Source organism: Salinibacter ruber DSM 13855 (assembly GCF_000013045.1).
In the GTDB taxonomy this organism is placed as follows: Bacteria; Bacteroidota; Rhodothermia; order Rhodothermales; family Salinibacteraceae; genus Salinibacter; species Salinibacter ruber.
The window spans coordinates 2,844,638-2,865,317 of sequence record NC_007677.1; the positions used below are offsets into that span (position 1 = coordinate 2,844,638).

Annotated in this window: 12 protein-coding genes and 1 pseudogene; 9 read left to right on the forward strand and 4 right to left on the reverse strand. The window is 64.5% G+C overall.

Annotation, left to right across the window (positions count from 1 at the left end; genetic code table 11):
- Positions 1-305: 305 nt before the first annotated feature.
- The 3 genes from SRU_RS12040 to SRU_RS12050 all read left to right on the forward strand — a co-directional run bounded on the left by SRU_RS12040 (position 306) and on the right by SRU_RS12050 (position 3,834).
- Entirely contained in the window at positions 306-590 is a 285-nt protein-coding gene (locus tag SRU_RS12040) for a hypothetical protein (RefSeq protein ID WP_011405012.1), read from the forward strand.
- Between the two features lie 112 nt (positions 591-702).
- Complete coding sequence (locus tag SRU_RS12045; protein ID WP_118841309.1) at positions 703-2,961, forward strand: DEAD/DEAH box helicase family protein; 2,259 nt, start codon at positions 703-705, stop codon at positions 2,959-2,961.
- 93 nt (positions 2,962-3,054) lie between these two features.
- The gene (locus SRU_RS12050) at positions 3,055-3,834 is read left to right on the forward strand and encodes a porin family protein (protein WP_231847146.1); all 780 of its coding nucleotides are present in this window, start codon (positions 3,055-3,057) and stop codon (positions 3,832-3,834) included.
- A 16-nt stretch (positions 3,835-3,850) separates the two neighbouring features.
- Here SRU_RS12050 and SRU_RS12055 read toward each other — a convergent pair whose 3' ends face one another.
- Complete coding sequence (locus SRU_RS12055; protein WP_011405015.1) at positions 3,851-5,167, reverse strand: MATE family efflux transporter; 1,317 nt, start codon at positions 5,165-5,167, stop codon at positions 3,851-3,853.
- Positions 5,168-5,754: 587 nt separating this feature from the next.
- Between SRU_RS12055 and SRU_RS12060 the strand changes: the two genes are divergently transcribed.
- From SRU_RS12060 to phoU, 6 genes are all read left to right on the forward strand, one after another.
- Positions 5,755-6,465, forward strand: a complete 711-nt coding sequence (locus tag SRU_RS12060) for a response regulator (RefSeq protein WP_011405016.1) — start codon at positions 5,755-5,757, stop codon at positions 6,463-6,465.
- A 102-nt stretch (positions 6,466-6,567) separates the two neighbouring features.
- Positions 6,568-7,635 carry a PstS family phosphate ABC transporter substrate-binding protein gene (locus SRU_RS12065; protein WP_011405017.1) on the forward strand — a complete coding sequence of 356 codons (1,068 nt, stop codon included), beginning with the start codon at positions 6,568-6,570 and terminating at the stop codon, positions 7,633-7,635.
- A 42-nt stretch (positions 7,636-7,677) separates the two neighbouring features.
- Entirely contained in the window at positions 7,678-8,643 is a 966-nt protein-coding gene (pstC, locus tag SRU_RS12070; RefSeq protein WP_011405018.1) for a phosphate ABC transporter permease subunit PstC, read from the forward strand.
- 85 nt (positions 8,644-8,728) lie between these two features.
- Positions 8,729-9,616 (forward strand): phosphate ABC transporter permease PstA, encoded by an 888-nt coding sequence (pstA, locus tag SRU_RS12075; RefSeq protein WP_237701727.1) that lies wholly within the window; start codon positions 8,729-8,731, stop codon positions 9,614-9,616.
- A gap of 48 nt (positions 9,617-9,664) precedes the next feature.
- Positions 9,665-10,546 carry a phosphate ABC transporter ATP-binding protein PstB gene (gene pstB, locus SRU_RS12080; RefSeq protein WP_013062515.1) on the forward strand — a complete coding sequence of 294 codons (882 nt, stop codon included), beginning with the start codon at positions 9,665-9,667 and terminating at the stop codon, positions 10,544-10,546.
- Positions 10,547-10,591: 45 nt separating this feature from the next.
- Positions 10,592-11,329, forward strand: a complete 738-nt coding sequence (gene phoU / locus SRU_RS12085) for a phosphate signaling complex protein PhoU (RefSeq protein ID WP_011405021.1) — start codon at positions 10,592-10,594, stop codon at positions 11,327-11,329.
- Positions 11,330-11,345: 16 nt separating this feature from the next.
- Here the strand turns inward: phoU and SRU_RS15550 are convergent, their stop codons facing one another.
- From SRU_RS15550 to SRU_RS12095, 3 genes and pseudogenes are all read right to left on the reverse strand, one after another.
- A complete protein-coding gene (locus tag SRU_RS15550; RefSeq protein ID WP_231847147.1) occupies positions 11,346-12,299 on the reverse strand; it encodes a T9SS type A sorting domain-containing protein in 954 nt (317 codons plus the stop codon).
- 333 nt (positions 12,300-12,632) lie between these two features.
- Positions 12,633-13,019 (reverse strand): annotated as a pseudogene (locus tag SRU_RS16055) (cohesin domain-containing protein); the annotation flags it as partial.
- A gap of 125 nt (positions 13,020-13,144) precedes the next feature.
- Complete coding sequence (locus tag SRU_RS12095; protein WP_011405023.1) at positions 13,145-20,215, reverse strand: S8 family serine peptidase; 7,071 nt, start codon at positions 20,213-20,215, stop codon at positions 13,145-13,147.
- Between the last annotated feature and the right edge of the window lie 465 nt (positions 20,216-20,680).

Sequence of the window (20,680 nt, forward strand, 5' to 3'; positions counted from 1 at the left end):
CATGATCGAGTAGGATGGCATCCCTATTCGGTCTGATGGAGGTGCACATTGGGACCGCGAAGTCCCTCTGCACCGGCGACGCACTGCCGGGAAGCTCCCCAGGCGCTCCCCGGAGCGATGGCTAGATGCGACGGATTGTCGGGCCGTCTCCCCGAATGTCCCCGGATGCTGTCAGGCCCCTCTATGCTCCCGCCAGCACATGCCGAAGTGACAGCCCCCGGCCTGATTGCACACGGCTGGTGCAAATGTTGCTGGATGTAGGGACTGTCGTTTGTCACTGATTTCTGAACAACCTCCCCCACTCTATGCACTACTGCCTGCAGGACCCCCAGAATCAGGTGGTTGGGTTTGTGCTCGACGCCGATCAGCTCGGCCACGAGATCTACCGCATCCTTGACTGGTCCGACGAGCACTTTGGGTCCTACTCAGTCGACCAGAACGACGGGCGCGTCTACGTCCGTTCCGACGACATTGAAGACGAGTCCACCCTTCACACCGAGCCCCTGTCTGTCGGCGACCGCACCCCTGCCTCCGACGGCAGCCACGACGAAGACGGCGACGGTGGAGAAGCGGAACCTGTCGGGATGTAGTCCCTCGTCGGGGACTCGCGTGTGCCTCCGCCCCGGTCCCGAATCCATCGTCGGGCCGGTCCTGTTGTTCTTGCGTACCGCCGACGGATCTGCCGATTCGACCGCGCCCGACATGAGCCGTTCCCGCCACATCCCCGAGGCCGTTCGGCGACGCGTCGAGTACTTCGACGGGCAGACCTGCCGGGAATGTGGGCGCACGATCGACGGCGTGTCCCTACGGAAGCACCTCGATCACCGGGAGGCCTTTGCGGACGGCGGGGAGCACGCTGTCTTCAACCTCGACCCCCTGTGCCACGAGTGCAACCGGGCGAAGGGGGACGCCCCAACCGAGCGGACGAACGCCCTCCGGGCCCAATACGACCGGCAGCGCACGGAAATCCGGGAGTACTTTCGGGACACCGACGCCCACATCGTGGGCAACGACCAACTGCGGACGCCGCAGGAGGAAGGGTACCTCGCCCTGCGTGACCATTTCAGCGCGGAACGCGCGACGCAACGCCCGGCCATCGTCGTCCTGCCCACGGGCTGTGGAAAGTCGGGCCTCCTCGCCTGCGCCCCGTTCGGGATTGCGGAGGGCCGCGTCCTGGTGGTGGCGCCGAACCTGACGATCAAGGACGGCCTGGCAGAGGGCACCTTCAGCGGCACCGGCAACTTCTATCATTTCTGTGACGTGCTACCGCCCGACGCGCGCCTGCCCCGCGTGGTGGCCCTGGAGCGAGGCCGCGTGAACGAGGAGGACTGCCGCCGGGCGGACGTGATCGTGGCGAACGTGCAGCAGCTGCAGGGCTGGCTGCCCCTCTTTCCGTCCGACTTCTTCGACCTCATTCTGGTGGACGAGGCGCACCATGCCCCCGCCGACTCGTGGCAGAACGTCAATCAGGCGTTCCCCGACGCGAAGAAGATCTACTGCACGGCCACGCCGTTTCGGAGCGACGAGCGCCCCATCCGCGCCGAGCCGGTCTACCGCTACGCCCTGGCCGACGCCATCAACGCCGGGTACGTGAAGAACATCGTGCGGGTCGATGCCGTGGCGTCCGAAATGACGTTCACCGTGGAGGGAGAGGAGCGGTCGTTCACCCGCGAGGAGATCATGGACCTGCGCGAGGAAACCTGGTTCTCGCGGGGCGTGGCCCTGTCGGACGTCTGCAACGAGACAATCGTAGACCGCAGCGTGCAGCTCCTGCAGGCCAAGACCCGGCGCGGCACGGAGCGGCACCAGATTCTCGCCGCGGCCTGCTCCATCCGCCACGCCGAGCAGGTAGCGGCCCTCTACCGGAGCCGGGGCGTCGAGGCCGCGTTCGTGGCGAGCCGCGGCATGACGACCGAGGAGCGCGAGCGCCGCCTCCGTGCCTACGAACACGGCGATCTCGACACCATGGTCCACGTGGGCATTCTGGGGGAGGGCTACGACAACAAAAACATTTCCATCGCGGCCCTCTTCCGCCCGTTCCGCTCCGTCGCCCCTTATACCCAGTTCGTGGGCCGGGCCCTCCGCGCCCTGCCCAACGGCACCGAGACCGACAACCTCGCGCACGTGGTGGCCCACGCGGGCCTCAACCAGGACGGTCACTGGCAGTACTTCAAGCACGAAACCGAGGAGGCGCAGGTGCTCGCGGACCTGGACGCCTGGGCGCAGTCCCACACCGAGGAGGGCGCGGGGGACACGGACACAGACGCGTCGCGGGACCGCAGCGAGAGCGACCCCGCGGAGGTCACGAGCGAAGAGATCGAGGGCTTCGACGTGGATGCGTACCTGCCGGTGGAGGGCGCCGAAGCCGAGGAGGCCCAGGCCGACTTTGCCGCCATGGAGGAGGCCCTCGACAGCCTGCGCGAGAAGGGCCTCGACGTGCCGGACGCCGACCACCTCAAACGGGAAATCGTCGAGCGAAACCACCCGCTCGGCGACGAGGACCTGCCGCCTCCCCCCAACCGACCGGCCCGCGAGCGACAGGCCTACCGCACGATGCTAAACCATGCCGTCCGCCGCGCCGCGGGCACCGTCCTGCACCGGCTCGACCTGCCCTCGGACGAAGCCCTCGTCGGGGTCGTGGGGCAGGGCGACGAAGCGAACAACATCGAGGTCGTGATCCGGATGCTGCATCGCCGGGTGAACGCCGCGGTGGGCCGCGACGACGAGGCAACGGGCCGCAACGGGTGGTCGCTCGCCGCCCTGAAGACGGCGAAGGAGCGTGTCCCCGACATCCGGGACGCCGTGCTCGCCCACATCGAGGACGCCGGCGGCAACGAGGGCCCGGAGGCCCCAGACACAGCCCCCTCCCCGGGGCCGGACCCGTCGGACACAGAGCCCCAGGAGGACGCGTGGACGGCCGACGACGTGGACTGGGGCGATCCATTTTCGTCTTCAGGCTAGGGGATGCCGCCCCCCGTCTACAGTCGCAGCCGCCCGGCCCCACGGCCCGCCCCTTTGGAACCCGTCGCACGTTTCACACTGCCCCCAGCGCGGATGCTGCCTCCCGATCCGTTTCGGTCGCCCGCACAGGCGGCGTCCTTCCTCGTCCTGCTGATGGGGGTGTGTCTCATCCTGGTGGGGAGCGTGGCGCCCCGCGCGGCGGCACAGGATGCGCGGGTGGGCCTTCGCACGGGGCCCACCTTCGGGTTTCTGAGCGACAGCGCAATTCCCTTCACCGGAGGCCGGCGCACAACCAACGCAAACCCGCGGCTCGACCTGCACGCCGGGGCCGTTCTGCTCGTCCCGCTCACCGATGCCTATTTCCTCCAACCGGAGCTCTTATACATCCAGAAGGGCGGCCACTTCTCCCAACCGCTGTCCGAGCGGTACTCCGTGGAGCGGTATCGCCTGTCGTACGTGCAGGGCCTGATGCTTGGGCGCCGCGCCCTCCCGATCCGGGGCCGTCTGTCCGCCCACGCCGTGGCGGGGCTCTCCGTGGACGTGGCGCTCAGGGGCACCGTGCAGCGCGACGCCCGCTCCGCCCGAGGAACCTTTGAGGACCGCATCGACCTCCTGGACGACGACCACCTTCGTCGCTGGGACGTGGGGCTCGTGGTGGGGGCGGGGCTGGAATACGGCATTGGGGCAACCGGGCGCCTGGGCCTTGCGCTCCGGTACAACCCGGGCCTCCGCTCGGTCTTTGCCGGGTCCGAGGACGCATTGGGCCCCTCGACGAACGCAGGGGTATTTCCGCTATCCGCCCCTCCGTCCACCCTCCGCCACGACGTGGTCACCGCCAGCCTCACATACACGGTTCCCCTGCAGCTCTTTTGACAGGCCCGGCGCCGCCCTACTCCGTCCCTTGTGCGAACAAGGTCCCCCGCACGTACGGCGCCGCCAGTGTGAGGATGCGGCCCACCATGAGCGTCGCGATGCCCCACCACACCCCGACGAGGCCCCAGCCCATGGGGTTCACTAGGAGCAGCACCACGGCCGCCGCCAGGGCCGTTCCAATCATCGCTTTTGCCAGGTACGGAAACGCCTCCGCCCCCATGTAGATGCCGTCCCCGACGAAGACGAGCCCGTTCAGGGGCTGGAGCACCACCACGAAGAGGTACACGTCGAGAAGCGCCGCGACCGTGTCGGGGTCGTCGGTAAAAAAGCCGGGCAGGACCGGCCGCAGGGCCCAGAACCCGAGGCCAAGCCCGACGCCCACGGCCAGGCCCCACTGCACCAACCGATTGGCCACCTCGCGGGCCGATTCCAGGTCGTCCGCCCCGAGGTGCTTCGAGACGAGGGCCTGCGCCGCGACGGCCAGTGCGTCGACCAGCAGGGCGAGGAAGGTCCAGAGCTGGGCCGCGACCTGATGCGCCGCCACGGCCGTCACGCCCACGCGGGCCGCCATGGCCGTCGCCAGCGTCATGGTGCCCACGAGCGAGGCGGTGCGCAAGAACAGGTCCCGTCCCACCTTCAGAAAGGGCACGAGCGTGTGGGGCGCCGGCCACCGCAGCCGAATCCCGAGTTCGTCCCGCTGCGCGTAGAGGAGCAAGTACAGAAACGTGAGGGCCCCGACCCACTGGCCGACGGCCGTCGCCGCCGCGGCCCCTGCAAGGCCCCAGTCGAAGACAAAAATCAACAGCGGGTCGAGCCCGCCGTTGACGACGTTGAAGCCGAGCGTCACCACCATCGGCGTGCGGGTGTCCTGGTACCCCCGAAAGGCACCGTGACTCGCCGTGATGAGCAGCACCGCCGGGCCGGCCAGGGCGCGGATGCGCAGGTAGGACAGGGCCGGGGCCATCAGCTCCTCACTCGCCCCCATCACGATCAAGATGGGGCGGGCCAGCGCCTGCAGGGCGGCGAGGGCCACGATACCCACCGCCATGGCGAGCACAAGCGCCCGCACGACCGCCCGCCCGGCCTCCTCACGGTCGTCGTTGCCCACGGCCCGGCCTACGCGCGGGGTGGTGCCGTACGCGAGGAAGTTGAAGACGACGAACGTCATCGAAAAGATCGAGGTGTTCACCCCGAGGGCCCCCAGCGGAATGCGGCCCAACTGTCCCACGAACGCGGTGTCGACCAGCGAGACGAGCGGCCCGGCGGCAAGCCCCGCGAGGGCCGGCACCGCCAGGTCCAAAATGTCGCGATCGTACGGACTCGAAAGGATCAAGTGAACCGACCTTGCATGCGTTCGACGGGACTGCGCAACCGCAATGCCCCACGAGTCCCACCGCCGATGGATTCCTCCGCGTCGCGGGCCCGCCGCCCGCGTCTCCAGAATTCACGGAAGGGTTCCGTCGCCTTTCGCAGTTCTCAGGTTCGCAGGCGACGGCGGCGCCTCAACGCCCCCCGTCGCGTTCCGTCCATCGATGCAAGGGCACAATCCTGCCCTGATCGATACGTCCATACGACGGACGCGTGCTTCACGGACGGGCCCCGCGTCACCGCCCGCACGGAACCGGAATAAAATCCATCCCAGCACCGGAGCCGCAGGTCTCACGAGTCGAGCCACGGGCTCCGTCCCGGTCCGACAGCGTTCTTTCCGGGACGTCGTGCTTGGGCCTCCTGGGCCCGGCAGGCGGCATGTTGTGTGCTACGCCAGGATCTTTTCGGCACACTGCGGGCCCTGCCGCCTGCGAAAAACCGGCAAAGGGGGACACTGGAGACGGATGATAATAGTTCGATAACAACAGCAACGCGGATCTGAAGGTAGGACCGAGTGCTCCACAGTCTCCAAGACGACTGGCTTCACACACTGTGACGGAACAGCAGCTCGGAACGAAGGAGTCCACCATTCTCGTCGTTGACGACGAGGAGGACCTGCTTAGCCTTGTGGAGTATAATCTGGAGCAGGAGGGGTTTGGCGTTTTGCTTGCCCGCGATGGGGTTGAGGCGCTCGAGCAGGCGCGCGAGCACGACCCGGACCTCATCATCCTCGACATCATGATGCCCAAGATGGACGGCATCGAGGTGTGCCAGAAGCTCCGCAAGGACGCCCACCTCCGCACCATCCCAATCATGATGCTGACCGCCCGGAACGAGGAGGATGATAAGGTACAGGGGCTCGACGTAGGGGCCGACATCTATCTCGGAAAGCCGGTCTCCGTGTCCGTCATCGTCAGCCAGACCAAGGCCCTGCTACGCAGTGCCCACCGCTACGAGGACCCGCCCGACCAAATCGAAGTGCACAATCTGCGGGTGGACCGGGACCGATACCTCGTCTACCAGGAAAACGGCGACGGCGAGACGGAAATGCGGTTTCCCCGCAAGGAGTTCGAACTGCTCTACTTTCTGGCCTCGCATCCCGGCCGCGTGTTCTCCCGACAAGAGATTCTCGACGAGGTATGGGGCCGCGATGTCTACGTCGTGGACCGAACCGTGGACGTGCACATCCGCAAAATCCGCGAGAAAATTGGCAGCGAATACATTGAAACGGTCAAGGGCGTCGGGTACCGGATGAAAGAATAGGGGCCAAGGGCGACGAACAGGGCTTTCTCTTGGCCCGAGTGAGCATTATGATTGACTCACTACGTTCACCTCCGTCATCTTCTTCATGCTTTTTCCGCTATAATGCGTAGGCTCCCGTCTTTTCTCCCTCAATGTTCGCCGGCGTTCCCATCGGCCCTCGCCGGACTCGTCGTACTGGCAGTCGTACTCGTCGGCTGTGGCGGCTCTTCGGTCGACTCGGTAAGCATTGACGGCTCCAGCACCGTCTTTCCCCTCACGGAGGCCGTCGCGGAGGAATTCATGGAGGACAGCCAGGGCGCCCGGGTGAACGTGGGCGTGAGCGGCACCGGCGGAGGGTTCTCGAAGTTTCTGCGGGGGGAGACGGCCATCAACGATGCCTCCCGCCCCATTGCCCCGAACGAGATTGAAAAGGCAGAGGCAAACGGCATCGAGTTTATCGAAATTCCGGTCGCCTACGACGGACTGGCCGTCGTGGTGCACCCCGAAAACGACTGGGCCAGCTGCCTGACCGCCGGCGAGCTCCGTGAGATTTGGAAGCCGGACAGCTCGATTGACCGCTGGGGCCAGATTCGCGACTCCTATCCGGACCGGCCCATCAAGCTGTACGGGCCCGGCACGGCCAGTGGCACCTACGACTACTTCACGGAGGCGATTGTGGGGGAGGCGGAGGCCAGCCGCTCCGACTTCACCGCAAGCGAGGACGACAACGTGCTCGTGCAGGGCATCACGGGGACGGAAACCGCCTTGGGGTACTTCGGGCTGGCCTACTACGAGAACAACGCCGACAAGCTGAAGGCCCTGAGCATCGACCCGGACGAACGGGACGGCGGGGCCCCCTGCGTCACCCCCGGCGCGGAAACCGTCAAGAACGGGCGCTACCGCCCGCTCTCACGCCCGCTCTTCATCTACGTCAACCCCGCGAAAATCACCCCCACCGTCGAAAAGTTCGTCACGTTCTACCTCCAGAATGCCGACGAACTGGCCTCCGACGTGGGCTACGTCGCGATGCCCGACGACGCGTACGAGCTGGCCCTGCAGCGCTTTCAGGACCGAACGAGCGGAACGGTCTTCGGGGCCGAGGGCGTGGACGCAACGGGCACGCAGGTGGAGGAAATGCTCCGCGAGGCAGCCGAAGGCACGGCACCGTCCGACACAGTGGCCGCCGAGTAGGTCTTTGCCCGGTCGCGAGCGTCTTGAACAGGCTTCCCCCTTATGAGCACGCCCCCCTCTCCCCCCTCCAAACCCGCGGACGATGAGACGACGACAGCCGACCGTCCGGCCCAGGATCTGCGCCGGCAGGTCTACGACAGCCCAAAGGAAAAGCTCATTGAGTACGCGCTCGGGGCATGTGCTCTGGTCAGCGTACTCACGACGCTCGGGATCGCGGCCGTTTTGGTCATCGAGTCGATCCCGTTTTTTCAGACGGTGGCCCTGACGGAATTCTTCGGGACCGCTCAGTGGACGCCTCAGTTTTCGGAGAAGCACTTCGGCATCTGGGCCCTGCTGGCAGGCACACTGCTCGTGACCGTCATTTCGGCGGTGGTGGCCCTTCCGGTGGGCCTGGCCAGTGCCATCTTCATTTCGGAATACGCCTCCAAGTGGGTCCGGAAGGTTCTGAAGCCGAGCCTGGAGTTGCTGGCTGGCGTTCCGACCGTCGTATACGGCTACTTCGCCCTTACCTTCGTCACCCCACTCCTGCAGACGGTCGTCCCGGGCCTCGGGGTCTACAACGCCCTCAGTGCAGGGATCGTCGTCGGAATCATGATCATTCCGATGGTCGCCTCCCTCAGTGAGGATGCCCTCCAGGCCGTGCCCGACAGCCTCTCGCAGGCGGCCTACGCCCTCGGGGCCACGAAGTACGAGACCGTGGTGCGCGTCAACGTGCCCGCCGCCTTCAGCGGCATCATGGCGAGCTTTATTCTGGCGGTGAGCCGCGCCATCGGGGAGACGATGATCGTGACCCTGGCGGCAGGGGCGACCCCGAAGGCGACCCTCGACCCCACGCAGTCCATCCAGACCATGACGGCCTTCATCGTGCAGGTGAGCAAGGGAGACACCCCACAGGGCACGATCGTCTACCAGAGCATCTTTGCCGTCGGCCTGGTGCTCTTCCTGATTACCCTTGCCCTAAACATCTTCGCCAACCGCATTACCCTTCACTACCAGGAGGAGTACTAGGGCCTCGTGCCTGCGGACGGCGTCGTCCATGCACGCCCTCCCCGCGCCCTGTTCGAGCACCCGAGCATTCATTCCGCGCACCTCGATGGAGCCTTCCGAAGACGGATCATTTCAGACCCACCGCTCTCGCCGCAAGCGCATTGGGATCGCCCTGGCCGGTATTCTCTTCCTGGCCACGATCTTCGGCGTGGTCGTGCTCGTGACGCTTCTGGTAGACGTCGTCACCTCGGGCACGCCCTGGCTCGACGGGCGGTTCATCACAAGCTTCCCGTCCCGCAACCCGGGCGAGGCCGGCATCAAGTCCGCCCTGTTCGGCTCCCTCTGGCTAATGGGACTCACCGCACTCATTTCGGTGCCGTTGGGCGTGGCCTCCGCCGTGTACCTTGAGGAGTATGCCCGGGACGGATGGTTCCTGCGCCTGATTCAAATCAACATCGCCAACCTCGCCGGGGTGCCCTCGGTGGTGTACGGCATCCTGGGGCTTGCCCTCTTTGTGCGTTTCGCGGCGCTGGGACAAAGCCTCCTGGCCGGGGCCCTCACGCTCAGCCTGCTCATCCTGCCCATCATCATTATCAGCACCCAGGAGGCCCTTCGAAGCATTCCGAGCGGCATCCGCGAGAATGCCTACGCCCTCGGGGCCACGCGCTGGCAGGTCATCTGGAGCCACGTCCTGCCGATGGCCGCGCCCGGCATCTTCACCGGCGTCATTCTTGCGCTCAGTCGGGCCATCGGGGAGACGGCGCCCCTCATCCTGATTGGGGCACTCACCTTCGTTCCGTTTCTTCCCCGAGGGGCCCTGGATCAGTTCACCGCGCTTCCGATTCAGATCTTTAACTGGACGGCCCGCCCCCAGTCCGAGTTTGAGGGCCTGGCGGCCGCCGCCATCGTGGTGCTCATGATTCTCCTGTTCACCATGAATCTGACGGCCATCCTGCTGCGCAACTACTTCGAAGAGCGCCGTGCCGGCTCCTAAGCCCACCGCCACGCTCCCACCCTGCCCGCACGACCGACTGTGCCCCCTATGCCTACCGACGAATCCACCGACGACGCGCCCACCTCGCCGGTCTCCGCCGACGCGCCCACGCCCAACGGCCGTTCCGACACCCCCGAGCCGCAGGGGGAGGCGGCCGCGTCCGAGGCCGACGCCCCGTCGGTGCGGCCGAAGCTGCGGATTGAGGACCTGCACTTCTGGTACGGCGAGAATCACGCCCTGCAGGGCATCAGCATGGACGTGCAGCCCAATCGGGTGACGGCCCTGATCGGGCCCTCCGGCTGCGGCAAGTCCACGCTGCTGCGGTGCCTCAACCGGATGAACGAGCTCATCCAGGGCACGACGCTGGAGGGCACCATCCTCGCGGACGGACAGGACATTTACGCGGATGACACCGACCCGGTGATGGTGCGCCGACGCATCGGGATGGTGTTTCAAAAGCCGAACCCCTTTCCCAAGAGCATCTACAAGAACGTGGCGTGGGGCGCCGAGATCAACGGCTACACCGGAGACCTCGACGCACTCGTGGAGCGCTCGCTGCGCCAGGCCGCCCTGTGGGACGAGGTCAAAGATCAGCTGCACAGCAGCGCGCTCGACCTGAGTGGGGGGCAGCAACAGCGCCTCTGCATCGCCCGGACGCTCGCCGTGCAGCCCGACGTGGTGCTCATGGACGAGCCGGCCAGCGCCCTCGACCCCATCGCGACCTCGAAAATTGAGGAGACGATCACGGAGCTGAAAAAGGACTACACGATCGTGATCGTTACCCACAACATGCAGCAGGCCTCCCGCATCAGCGACGAGACGGCCTTCCTCTACATGGGCCGCCTCATCGAAATGAGCCCGACCGACCAGCTCTTCACCCGCCCCGAGAAGGACCGAACCGAAGCGTACGTCACCGGCCGTTTCGGGTAGCGTCGGGGCCCTCCTCTTCCACTGCTGTTCTTCCCTTGTCCGGCCATGCCCAACCGCTCGTCCCTCGACCAAGAACTGGCGTCCCTGCGCGGCCTGATCGCCGACATGGCCAACCGCGTCGACGAGCAGTTCGCGAACGCGATGAACGCCCTGCTTCAGGGCGACGTGGACCTCGCGGAGGAGGTCGTGGCCGGGGACGACGCCGTCGACGCCCTCGAGCTGCGCATCGACGAGCAGTGTGAGCGCATCCTGGCCCTCCACTCGCCCGTCGCGGTGGACCTGCGCATGCTCATCATGGCGGTGAAGATCAACACCGACTTCGAGCGCATCGGGGACCACTGCCGCAACCTGTCCCGCAATGCGCGCTACCTGGTCGACGCCCCCGGCCTGCTCGCCGACACGCGCCTGCCCAAGATGGCCGACATGTCCCGCACGATGCTGCGGGAGGCGGAGATGGCGTTCCTGGAGAACGACCGACTGAAGGCCCGCAAGGTGATCGCCCGGGACCTACAGGTGAACCGGCTGCACGAGGAGACCTTTGCAACCCTCGTGGAGATGTGCGAGGACGGACACGAGCAGTCCGAAGTGATTGCCCACCTGCTGACCGTCAGCAAGGCGCTGGAGCGCATCTCCGACCACGCAAAAAACATCGCCCAGAGCATCGTCTTCATGGTGGAGGGCCAGGACCTGCGGCATCGGGGCCTCAAAGACGATCCCGACGCCCCGGACCTTCCCCCCCTCGACGAGTCGGCGGCGGGCGAATCGTTCGGCGAGGAGGTATAGCGCCACGTCGGTTTCCCTACTGAACAACGGTGAGGCGCCGGGTCTGCGTCTGCCCTCCGGCCCGCAGCCGCACCACGTACACGCCACTCGGCAGGTCTCTCGTCTCCACCGTCAGCCGTCGGCCCTCTTCCCCCGGCGGCCGTCCCTCGTACAGGGTCCGTACCCGCTGGCCCAGCACGTCGTACATCGTGACTTCCGCCTTCGTCCCCTCCTGCACCGCAAACGACAGGGTCGCCCGCTCGGCCGCCGGGTTCGGGGCCGGCGCGCTCAGGTGCAGCGCCCCCTCCATGCCAATCTCCACCTGCACCGTGTCGCTGAGGGTCGTCGAGCGGTCGAGGTCGACCTGCTCGAGGCGGAAGCGGTGGGTGCCGGGGCCGAGCCGCCGGTCGACCACGAAGCGGTAGGACTGGGCCTCGCCGGTCGTCCCGTCGTCGACTGTGCTCGGGACGAAGCCGAGCGCCTCCCAGCCGGCGGCCCGTTCGTACTGGACCCGGAAGCCCGCGTTGTTGGTCTCACTAGCGGTCCGCCACGTCAGCACCGTCGAGGAGCCGTTGCGCACCGCCGTAAAGCCGGTCAGGGTGACCGGCAGGGCCGTCGAGGCGCGAACCGGAACGAGTTGGGATCCGCTGCTGGACTCCCCCACCACGCCCCTGTAGGTAAACGTTCCTGTCGGAATAGACTTACCGATCAGCTCCGTCTGGTTACCGCCCTCAACCCGGTACGCAAGACTCGTTGTTGCATCCGCAACCGTGTAGGTCGTATTCGCACTGAATGACCCACTCGGGTTTTGAAACGAAAGTCCGTTGACTCGGACCAGCTCGCTTTCGTAGTTCTCGCCGCTCGACTGAAGCTGACTGAGCGAGACATTCTGGGCGGTCGGAAGCGTGCCTTGCCCTAGGACAACGTAGTTTTTGAGGCCTGAGTCGTCGATCCGAAGAAGTCCCCCGGGCTCTGACAATGTGCCTCGCACATACAATCGAGTGCCTTGTGTGACATCTCCTCCAATGCCATCCACAGGACCTACCGTGAGTCCACTCGGGCTATCGTTGGAGCCACTTTCATCCTGGAACCGCACGTACGACCCGAGAGCCCGCGTAACGGTTCCGGTCACCGTCGCGGTACTGCTGGTTCCTTCCTGACGACCGTTCTGAACTTCAAGATCACCGACCTTCCCCTGTTCGATGGTCGTAATTTCAAATACCGATGTCGAACCCGCCTCTCTGAACGTACTCACAAATGGCTCTCCTATCTCACTGACACTTGGAGTGAGTCTAAAAAAGGTTCCGGGCTTCTGAGCAATGGTTTTTAACTCAACTTCAATCTCCAAAAACTCACCATTTCCAGTTACTGGAGGATTATCAGCGTCGTTACTTATCCGAAGAATCCCTGACTGAGGCTGCTCAACATCAAACTGACTCGTCCCAAAGCTAAGCCCGTCTCCATCTCGAACATCGACTATGTTGAGGACTGCACTATCAAATTTAAACTCCATGTTCGAGTAGTTATCCACATTTTTGCCCGCAAGGTCTGCCTGGATACTCAAGGTGGCAGTCTCACCTGGCGCTAGGTCCTTCTCAGGAATAGTCACAGAAATGCCCGACTGTGCATGTGTCGGTACAGGCATCCCTCCAACAAAAACCAGAACGAGAAGCAGACTCAATGCCGCGTCTACGTGTCGGTCGCTCATCATGGTAGAGGAGATTCTGAGTGTGAAGGCTACGAGTACCCCCAAGAACCAAAGGGGTCCGAGGAGCAGAGCTCCTCGAACCCCTCGGCCGTTTCAGGGAACCCGATCATGAACGTGCGCCAGCGGTGCTACCGAACGACTGTCATCTTTCCGGTCTCGGTGACACGGTTTCCATCCATCTCCACGCGGGCACGGTAGAAGTACGTGCCCGAGGAGAGGTCGGAGCCACTGATCTGGACCGTACGGCCCGATCCCGCGGCCATCTCGCCGCGGTGCGCGGTCTGCACCTTGCGGCCCAGCAGGTCGTAGACCTCGACGGTCACGTTCGCCTTCTGGGGCAGGTCCATCTCCAGCGTCGCGGCCTGCCGGAAGGGGTTCGGGTACGCCCCCTCCAGGGCAAACTCATCCGGGATGGAGACGATGGACTTCGTCTCAAGCTTCTGAGCGGCCCCTTCGTTGACGGTCACATTGCCGCCCATCTCCAGCGTCGCGTCGGATTCTTTGCGCTCCATGGTCAGGGTCGCAACCTTTCCGGCATTGGAGATCGGCGTGGTGCCCGCCATCGAGATCTTCAGGGTCCCATCGTCGGACACGTGGTGGACCGCCCGCCAGTCATCCGGAAGCTGGGCCGCCATGTCGTTCACAGCCACCTTGTCCGGGTCCACCTTCGTGGTCACGTCGATGGCCCGCACCGACTGGCCAGCCTGATTGAGAACCAGCGGCAGCTGCATCTTCTCGCTCTCTGCGCTGGTGGCCTGCTTCGGTTCGGTCACCTCGCCCCAAGCAAAGGATGCGGTCGCTTTGCTAGACGACTTCGAGGTGGTGGCCAGCGCCTCCGTTCCCTGCTCGCAGCCGGCCTCCACTGGGAAGCACGGAATACCACCGACTGTACGCTGTAGGATCAGTGAGGCATCAAGAGCGCTGACGTCACCGTCTCCCGAGACATCCGCGTGCGTCTGCTGCGCCTCAATGAGGTCGGTCAATCCGACGACGAAGTCGAGGGCATCTCCTGCGTCTCCAGCACCAATGCCGAGGTTGAGGTCGGTGTCGCCGTAGAGCGGGACGACCTCCATGGTGTCGTTCACCGGGGTCGCCGGCGGCTGTCCCTCGTTGAAGACCACGTTCTGCATGTCCATGACCATTTCTCCGTGGTCGGGCTGGCCGGTCGCCTCGATCGAGACGAGAACGCCCTCGCCCTCGATGTCGAAGAGGGCAGCTCCGTCGTCGCTCTCGCCGCTCCCGGTGCTGTTGCTATTCAGCCCGTCGTCGGCCGCGGCGATGGTCACGACGCCCGCCTCGTTGTCGATGTTCGAGGTAAGCGTGAGGCCCTCGCTGAGCGTACCCTCGGTCGTCACCTCTTGGACCTGCATGCGGTCGGTGTTGAAGCCCATCTCCATCTGGTAGGAGAAGACCTCCAGGTCGTCGAGACTCTCGACGTTCATGTTCAGGGTGTAGGTCTCACTCGGGAAGACCTCATCGTCCCCGTCCGAATGTTCGGGCGTGACGGAAAGGGCCTCAATTACGTCGAGCGTGAACGGCAGCGCCGCGGTCTCCGCGAGGGGGTCGTTCGTCGTGAAGCCGAGGCCGGACTGGTACGTGCCCTCGGTCAAGCCGGGCACGGTCGCATCGACGTCGAGGCCAAGCGTGTCCGACTCGGAGGGGTCGAGCGTCCCGGTCGTCTGGTCGACGGCCAGCCACTCGCTGCCGGCGAATACCCGGACATCATCAACGCTCCACCAGTTGATATTGAAGGAGTCGCCCTCGAACGTCCAGGCCAGGTGGAATTCGTCCGAGCCCACGTCCTCGTTCTCGATCACGATCTGCTCGCTGATCGGACCGACGTCTTGGGCCGGGAATTCCTTCACCGTAGTCCAGGTCTCTCCACCGTCGCCGGTGCTCTCGAGGCGCACTTTAAATTCGCCAGCGGTGAAGGCATTGATCAGGTGGACGAATTCGACCACCAGTTCCGATTTGCCTTCAGTGTTCAACTGCGGCGTCACCAAGCGCTGCGTGCCTTCGGTGGAAGGAGACCAGTAGAACTCCGCCTCGGGGGATTCGGCAGGCGAGCCAATGTCCCCCTGGCGCCAGTTTTGCCCATTGTTGGCACCGGCCCGGAACCATCCTCCCTCCGGTGGGAACTCGCCCCCGAATCCTTCCTCACTGAGGAGAACATCCTCGACCGGCGGTTGCGACGGTAGGACCGCGAGGTCGTAGTCCAGCAGGGCGTCGCCCACGTTGGTGACTGCGACCGTCTCTTCCTGGGTCTGGCCGACATAGGCCTGCTTGTCGAAGCCCTGCGGGTCAAGCGCGAGCTCCGGCGCCGGGGTGCCTTCGCCGACGAGTGTGACCTCGCGGGTCGAGATTTCTTCGCCCTTAATGGTCATCGTCGCCGAGAATTCACCGACGCTCTGCGGCGTGAAGGCCACGTCGAAGATCTTCGCGTCGCCCGGCCCGAGCGTGAACTCGCTCTCTTCCTCAAAGAAGAAGTTCTCCGAGTCGATCGACACATCGGTAATCGTCATGTCGGCTGCTCCGTCGTTCCGGAGCGTGACCATTTGTGTGCTCGACGTGTCCTGCTCAAAGAGCTGGCCGTATCCGAGCGAGTCCTTCGAGACGAACGCCACCGGCGCCGCCTCCACCGTAAGGCTTACCGGAACCGACTCACTGGGGTCGCCCTGCAACTCGTCGCCGACGATGCTGATCTGGGCCTCGTAGTCGCCTTCTTCAAACTGCGTGGCGTCGAACTGCGCCTCTAGCTGCAGCGTGGCGCCGGCCGGGACCGTGCCCTGCTCCAGGTTCGTCGCGAGCCAGGGGATGCCCAGGCCCGGCGTGGCCATCCAGCCAAGCTCGTCGCTTCCCGCCTCCGGGAAGGATCCGATCAGCGTCGTATTGCCGGTCTCGCGGTTCACCTGACGGAGCGTTCCAGCAGCACATCCAATGAAGCAGTCGTGAAGCGCAGCCATGAGCACCTGACCCGTCTCCTTGTCGTAGGTCATGCTCTGGGCAAAGTTGGCGTCGATGCCCGTGGGACCGATGACTTCCGAGTCGGCCGTTTCGAGGTCGACACTCAGGATCTCGTCATTGACAATCTCGTGGGCGTAGGCATTTCCTTCCCCATCGATCGCGAGCGCCACGACGGCGTCTCCACTCGCATACTCTCCGACGAGGTCGAGCTCGGCGTTCTCCACGTCCAGCTCGTAGAGCCGGTTGGTGTTGCCTTCGCCCGCGGTCACGTAGGTCGTGCCGTCGGTCGGGTCCGTCTCCATGTCCGACCAGGTCACGTCCGACCCCTCCGGATTGAGCTCGCCGATCGTTTCGACGGTTCCGTCCTCAAGGGCATATGTCTTGAGGTTGTTGTCCGTGTTGTCGATCCAGTAGATTTCCTCGTTGTTGCCAAGAGTGAAGTTTCCGGCGTACGAGTCCACGCCTTCATCGACGACCGTGAACTCGCCCGGCAGGCCAGTGTCGAAGGCCACGATTTCGGGGGCAAGCACCTCCGCCCCGTAGGCCGTCACGCCGGTTTCGTCCAGCACCTGCGGGCCGTCCAGGAGGCGCGCTGCGGCCGAGCTCGTCGTCGCCCCACCGTCGGGCGCCGGTCCGAGCGACGGCTCAGCGGGCTCTCCATCCGAGGCCAGCTGTGAGGGAGCCTGCTGCAACTGGCGCCAGCGCCGGAGTTCCTTATCCGCCAGTTTTGGCGTGATGTCCATGGCCCCTTCGCCCTCAAGGGCCTCAATGACCACCGAGAACGGAAGGCTCTCACTGAACTCGTTGGTGATGGTGAACTCTTGGGTTGCCGTGGAGTCGCCGGTCGTCAGGTCGATCTCCTGATTTAACTCGTCCGGCGCAATCGAGACGAACGGCGAACCCTGTCCGGTAATCGTGACCTCCTGCGTGCCGGTGGCCGAGTTCTGGAACGAGAGGGTCGTCTCGAACGAGCCGTTCTCCGTCGGCTCGAACACGAGGGGTACGCTTCCGCTCTGTCCGGGATCGAGGACGAACGGCGAGGCGTCCGCCACCGAGAACGGCGTGTCGTCCCCGGAGAGCTCGATGGAGGCCACCTGTAGGATGGCGTCGTCACTCGCGTTCGTAACGGTCAGCGTGTCCCGTCCCGTCGTGCCGGCGAAGACCTCGCCGAAGTCGAGGCTCTCGTCCACGGAGATCGCCGGGTTGCCCTCCACGGTCAACGTGACAGGCACCTCTTCGACCGGCGTGCCCGGATCGTTGCTCTCAATCTGGACATTTCCGGAGTATGCCAGTCCCCCGACGAGGTCGTTCGCGTTCTCGTCGTCCGCGATTGTCTCGAAGGTAAGGGTTATTTCTTCTCCGGGGTCCCCCGCGGCCACCTCCCCTTCAGTCGGCTCGGCGGTGAGCCACTGGAAGCTCGGCCCCGGCGTGGCAAACCATCCAAGCTCGTTGGGCTCGCCCTCCGGCCCGATCGGGGCGATGAGCTCCGTGTTGCCGGTCTCCATGTTCACCTCTCGGAGCTCGGCCGGGACGGACGCCGTGGAGCCTTTGTACGCCGCCATGAGCAACTGGTCGATCGCGTGGTCGTAGGTCATGCTCTGGGCAAAGTTGGCGTCGATGCCCGTAGACCCGAGCACCTCCGTCTCCGCCGTTTCCAGATCGACGGTTAGAATATTATCGCCCTGAATGTCGTGGAGGTACCCCTGTCCCTCATCGTCAACCGCGAAGGCGACAGGCAACAGGCCCCCAGAGAATTCACCGACGAGCGTCAGCTCTGCGTTCTCGGGATCGAGTTCGTAAAGCGCACTGGTGGTAGTGACGTACGTCGTCCCGGTGGAGTAATCCGTCTCCAGGTCAGTCCACCCCGGATCGCTCGACTGCGGGTTCAGTTCCCCAATCGTCTCGACGGTGCCGTCGTCAAGGGCGTACGTCTTGAGGTTGTTGTCCGCGTTGTCGATCCAGTAGATCTCCTCGTTATTCCCCTGGATGAAGTTCCCGGCGAAGGAATTTACGCCGTCGTCCACCTGTGTGAGGTCGGAGGGAACGCCGAGGTCGAAGGAGTAGATCTCGTACTCCTCATTGAAGATGTCATTTCCGAATCCAGTCGTCCCCACCTCGTCGAGCAGCTTCGCGAGGGGCCGCCCTTCGACCTCCGTGGACTGTTGCTGTACGGCTCCTTCTTCGGCCTCGTAGGTGGTCTCACTCGACGAGAAGCGATCCTGCGGCTGGTTCGCCTCCATCTGCTCGAGACGCGGAGGAAGTGCACCGGCCAGGCTGCGAAGCTCCGTCGGCTCGCCGATCGGATCGGCAATGTCGGAGCCGCCCGTGCCAGCCTGCAGCGCGAACGAAAGCGTGTCCTCTCCGACGTTCGAAATCGCAAAGTTGTCGGAGCCGGACTCGCCGGTGTTAAGCGTCTGAGACACCGACTCCGGGTCCACGGCGATCGCCGGGGCATTCTCGGTGGTCGCGGACGCCACGTTGGACAGGCCGGAGGTATTGCCAAACGTGTCCGACGATTTGATGGCAAAGAAGTACTCCGTGCCCGGCGTTAGGCCCTCAACGGTTGCTTCGTCGGTGTCGCCCGGCGCGGACGGGGACGGAGGATCGGACACCTGCGTGGCGTTCTGAAAGTCCTGATCGGTCTCGATCGGATCGGTGGAATACCGAATGTCGTAGACCGTCGGCTCCCCGTCCGGAACCGTCCACTGTAGGTCCACATGGGCCGACGCCACGTCACTCACCGACAGATCAGTAATCGCCGCCGGCGCGTTGCCGTCGTCCTCTTGCAGCGCCTGGGCCAGGTTCAGGCGACCGGCCCCAATGTCGAGCGTCGCCCCAACGTCGTCGGCGGACTCCTCCAGGATCGACTCCACCTGCTCCGGGCTACTGACGTCCGAGAACTCGGATACCACCAGCGCGGCGGCGCCCGACACGTGCGGGGCGGCCATCGAGGTCCCACTTAGGAACTCAAAATTCTCTTCGACGCTTCCCTGCCCCGCGATCCAGGTGCTCAAAATCGCGGTGCCGGGCGCGGCGATGTCGACCCATTCCCCGTAGTTGGAGAACGAAGACACGTTGTCGTTCTGATCGGTAGAGGCCACCGAGACGATCGGGTCGTAGGCCGCCGGGAACCAGTCCCCGTTGTCGGAGTCGTTTCCGGCGGAGAAGACGACAATGCCCCCGTCGAGATGGTCCCCCCCTCCGTTGTCGATGAAGTAGTCAATGGCATCCTGCAGGGACTGCGGGAATATCCCCGGGCTCGTGTACCCCCAGCTATTCTGAGAGACGACCGCCCCGTTATCGGCGGCGTAGACGTACGCGTCCGGCTCACCTAAATTCGGAATCACCATGTACCGGATGCCAGTCCCACGCCCATTCGCAAACTCCCCATTTCCACCGGCAGTGCCCGCTACGCCGAAGGCGTTGTTGGTGACGGCAGCCACCGTTCCGGTCACATGCGTCCCGTGACCGTTGGTGTTGTCCACGAGATTGGCCGGATCTCCAGCAAAGTTCTTCCCGTGAACACTTCCGTCGCTGGGGTCCCCACCGTACCAAACGTTCGGCTGGAGATCCGGGTGGTTGACGGTGGTCTCGTTCCCGTCGAAGTTCCCCGTAATTCCCGAGTCGTGAATGCTCACGACGACCGTCGTGTCTCCGGTCCGGGTCGACCATCCCCCCTCCGCCTCGATGTTCTGAAATCCATACTGATCCCCGTACAGCGGGTCATCGGGCGTGCCGGGCAGTGGATCGAGCAACGAGGTGACAGGCGCCCGCGAATCCTCGACGACGTGCTGCTCAGCCCGAGCCTTTCCTTCGGCAACGGAGACAGCCGACGCGTTCGAGTACGCGCTCATGGCCGCCTCTATGTCCGCATCGGCCGACGCCTTCCCGTCGGCGAGACGGATTTCGTACCACCGATGCAGTCCGTATTCGCGATGGCGCTCCTCGTACTCGCCCCCTACATCAAACAGGGGCTCAATCGAGACGGCGTCGTACTCCCGGTTGAGCGCATCAATCGATTCGACACCAAGCGTCGCAACCCCATTTCGCTTCATGGGCGTTGCCTGATCGGCCACATCCGGGGCCACCTTGACGCGAAGCACGTCATCGTGCCAGGTGCCTTCCCCCTCCTGTTCGAGAGACGTATCCGGGGGATCGGCCCCCTGGCCGAGGGCCGTACCGGCAAAGAACGACGCAGCGACAAAAAGCGTGAGGGCGGCGCCCAGGATTGACATCCATGAGCGCAGCACAGAACCTTCTCCTCGTACCGTTGTATTCATGGAGCTTGCAGCGGCAGCTGTGGGCGCCCCGCGTCGGCCGTCCCTTCCAAAGACCAGCCCGGCGCGGGGCTTCAGTATGTGTTGGCAAAATGTGAGACTCGCCGGAGACGCGCGAAGAAAAGTGCCCTGTCCGCGTTAGCGTTCGAGAGCAATTCTCTTCGCCGTCTCTTTTCCTGGCACCCAAATTGTACCTACAAGAAATTTTATTGTCAAGACGAAGGAAACCGCGAATCCCCGGTCCGCCAACACGACGGACATCATCATCCAAAAGCACAATTGACCTTATCTGGAGAGAGGCGCAACATTTGCACCTCAGCCTCAGCCACCCTGCCTTCCCGCTCGGTCCCCCCTCGCATCCCCCCCAAACTCCCTCTTCCGCACCCGACGCCCTCCGTCTACCTTAATCTCATATTCATGTTA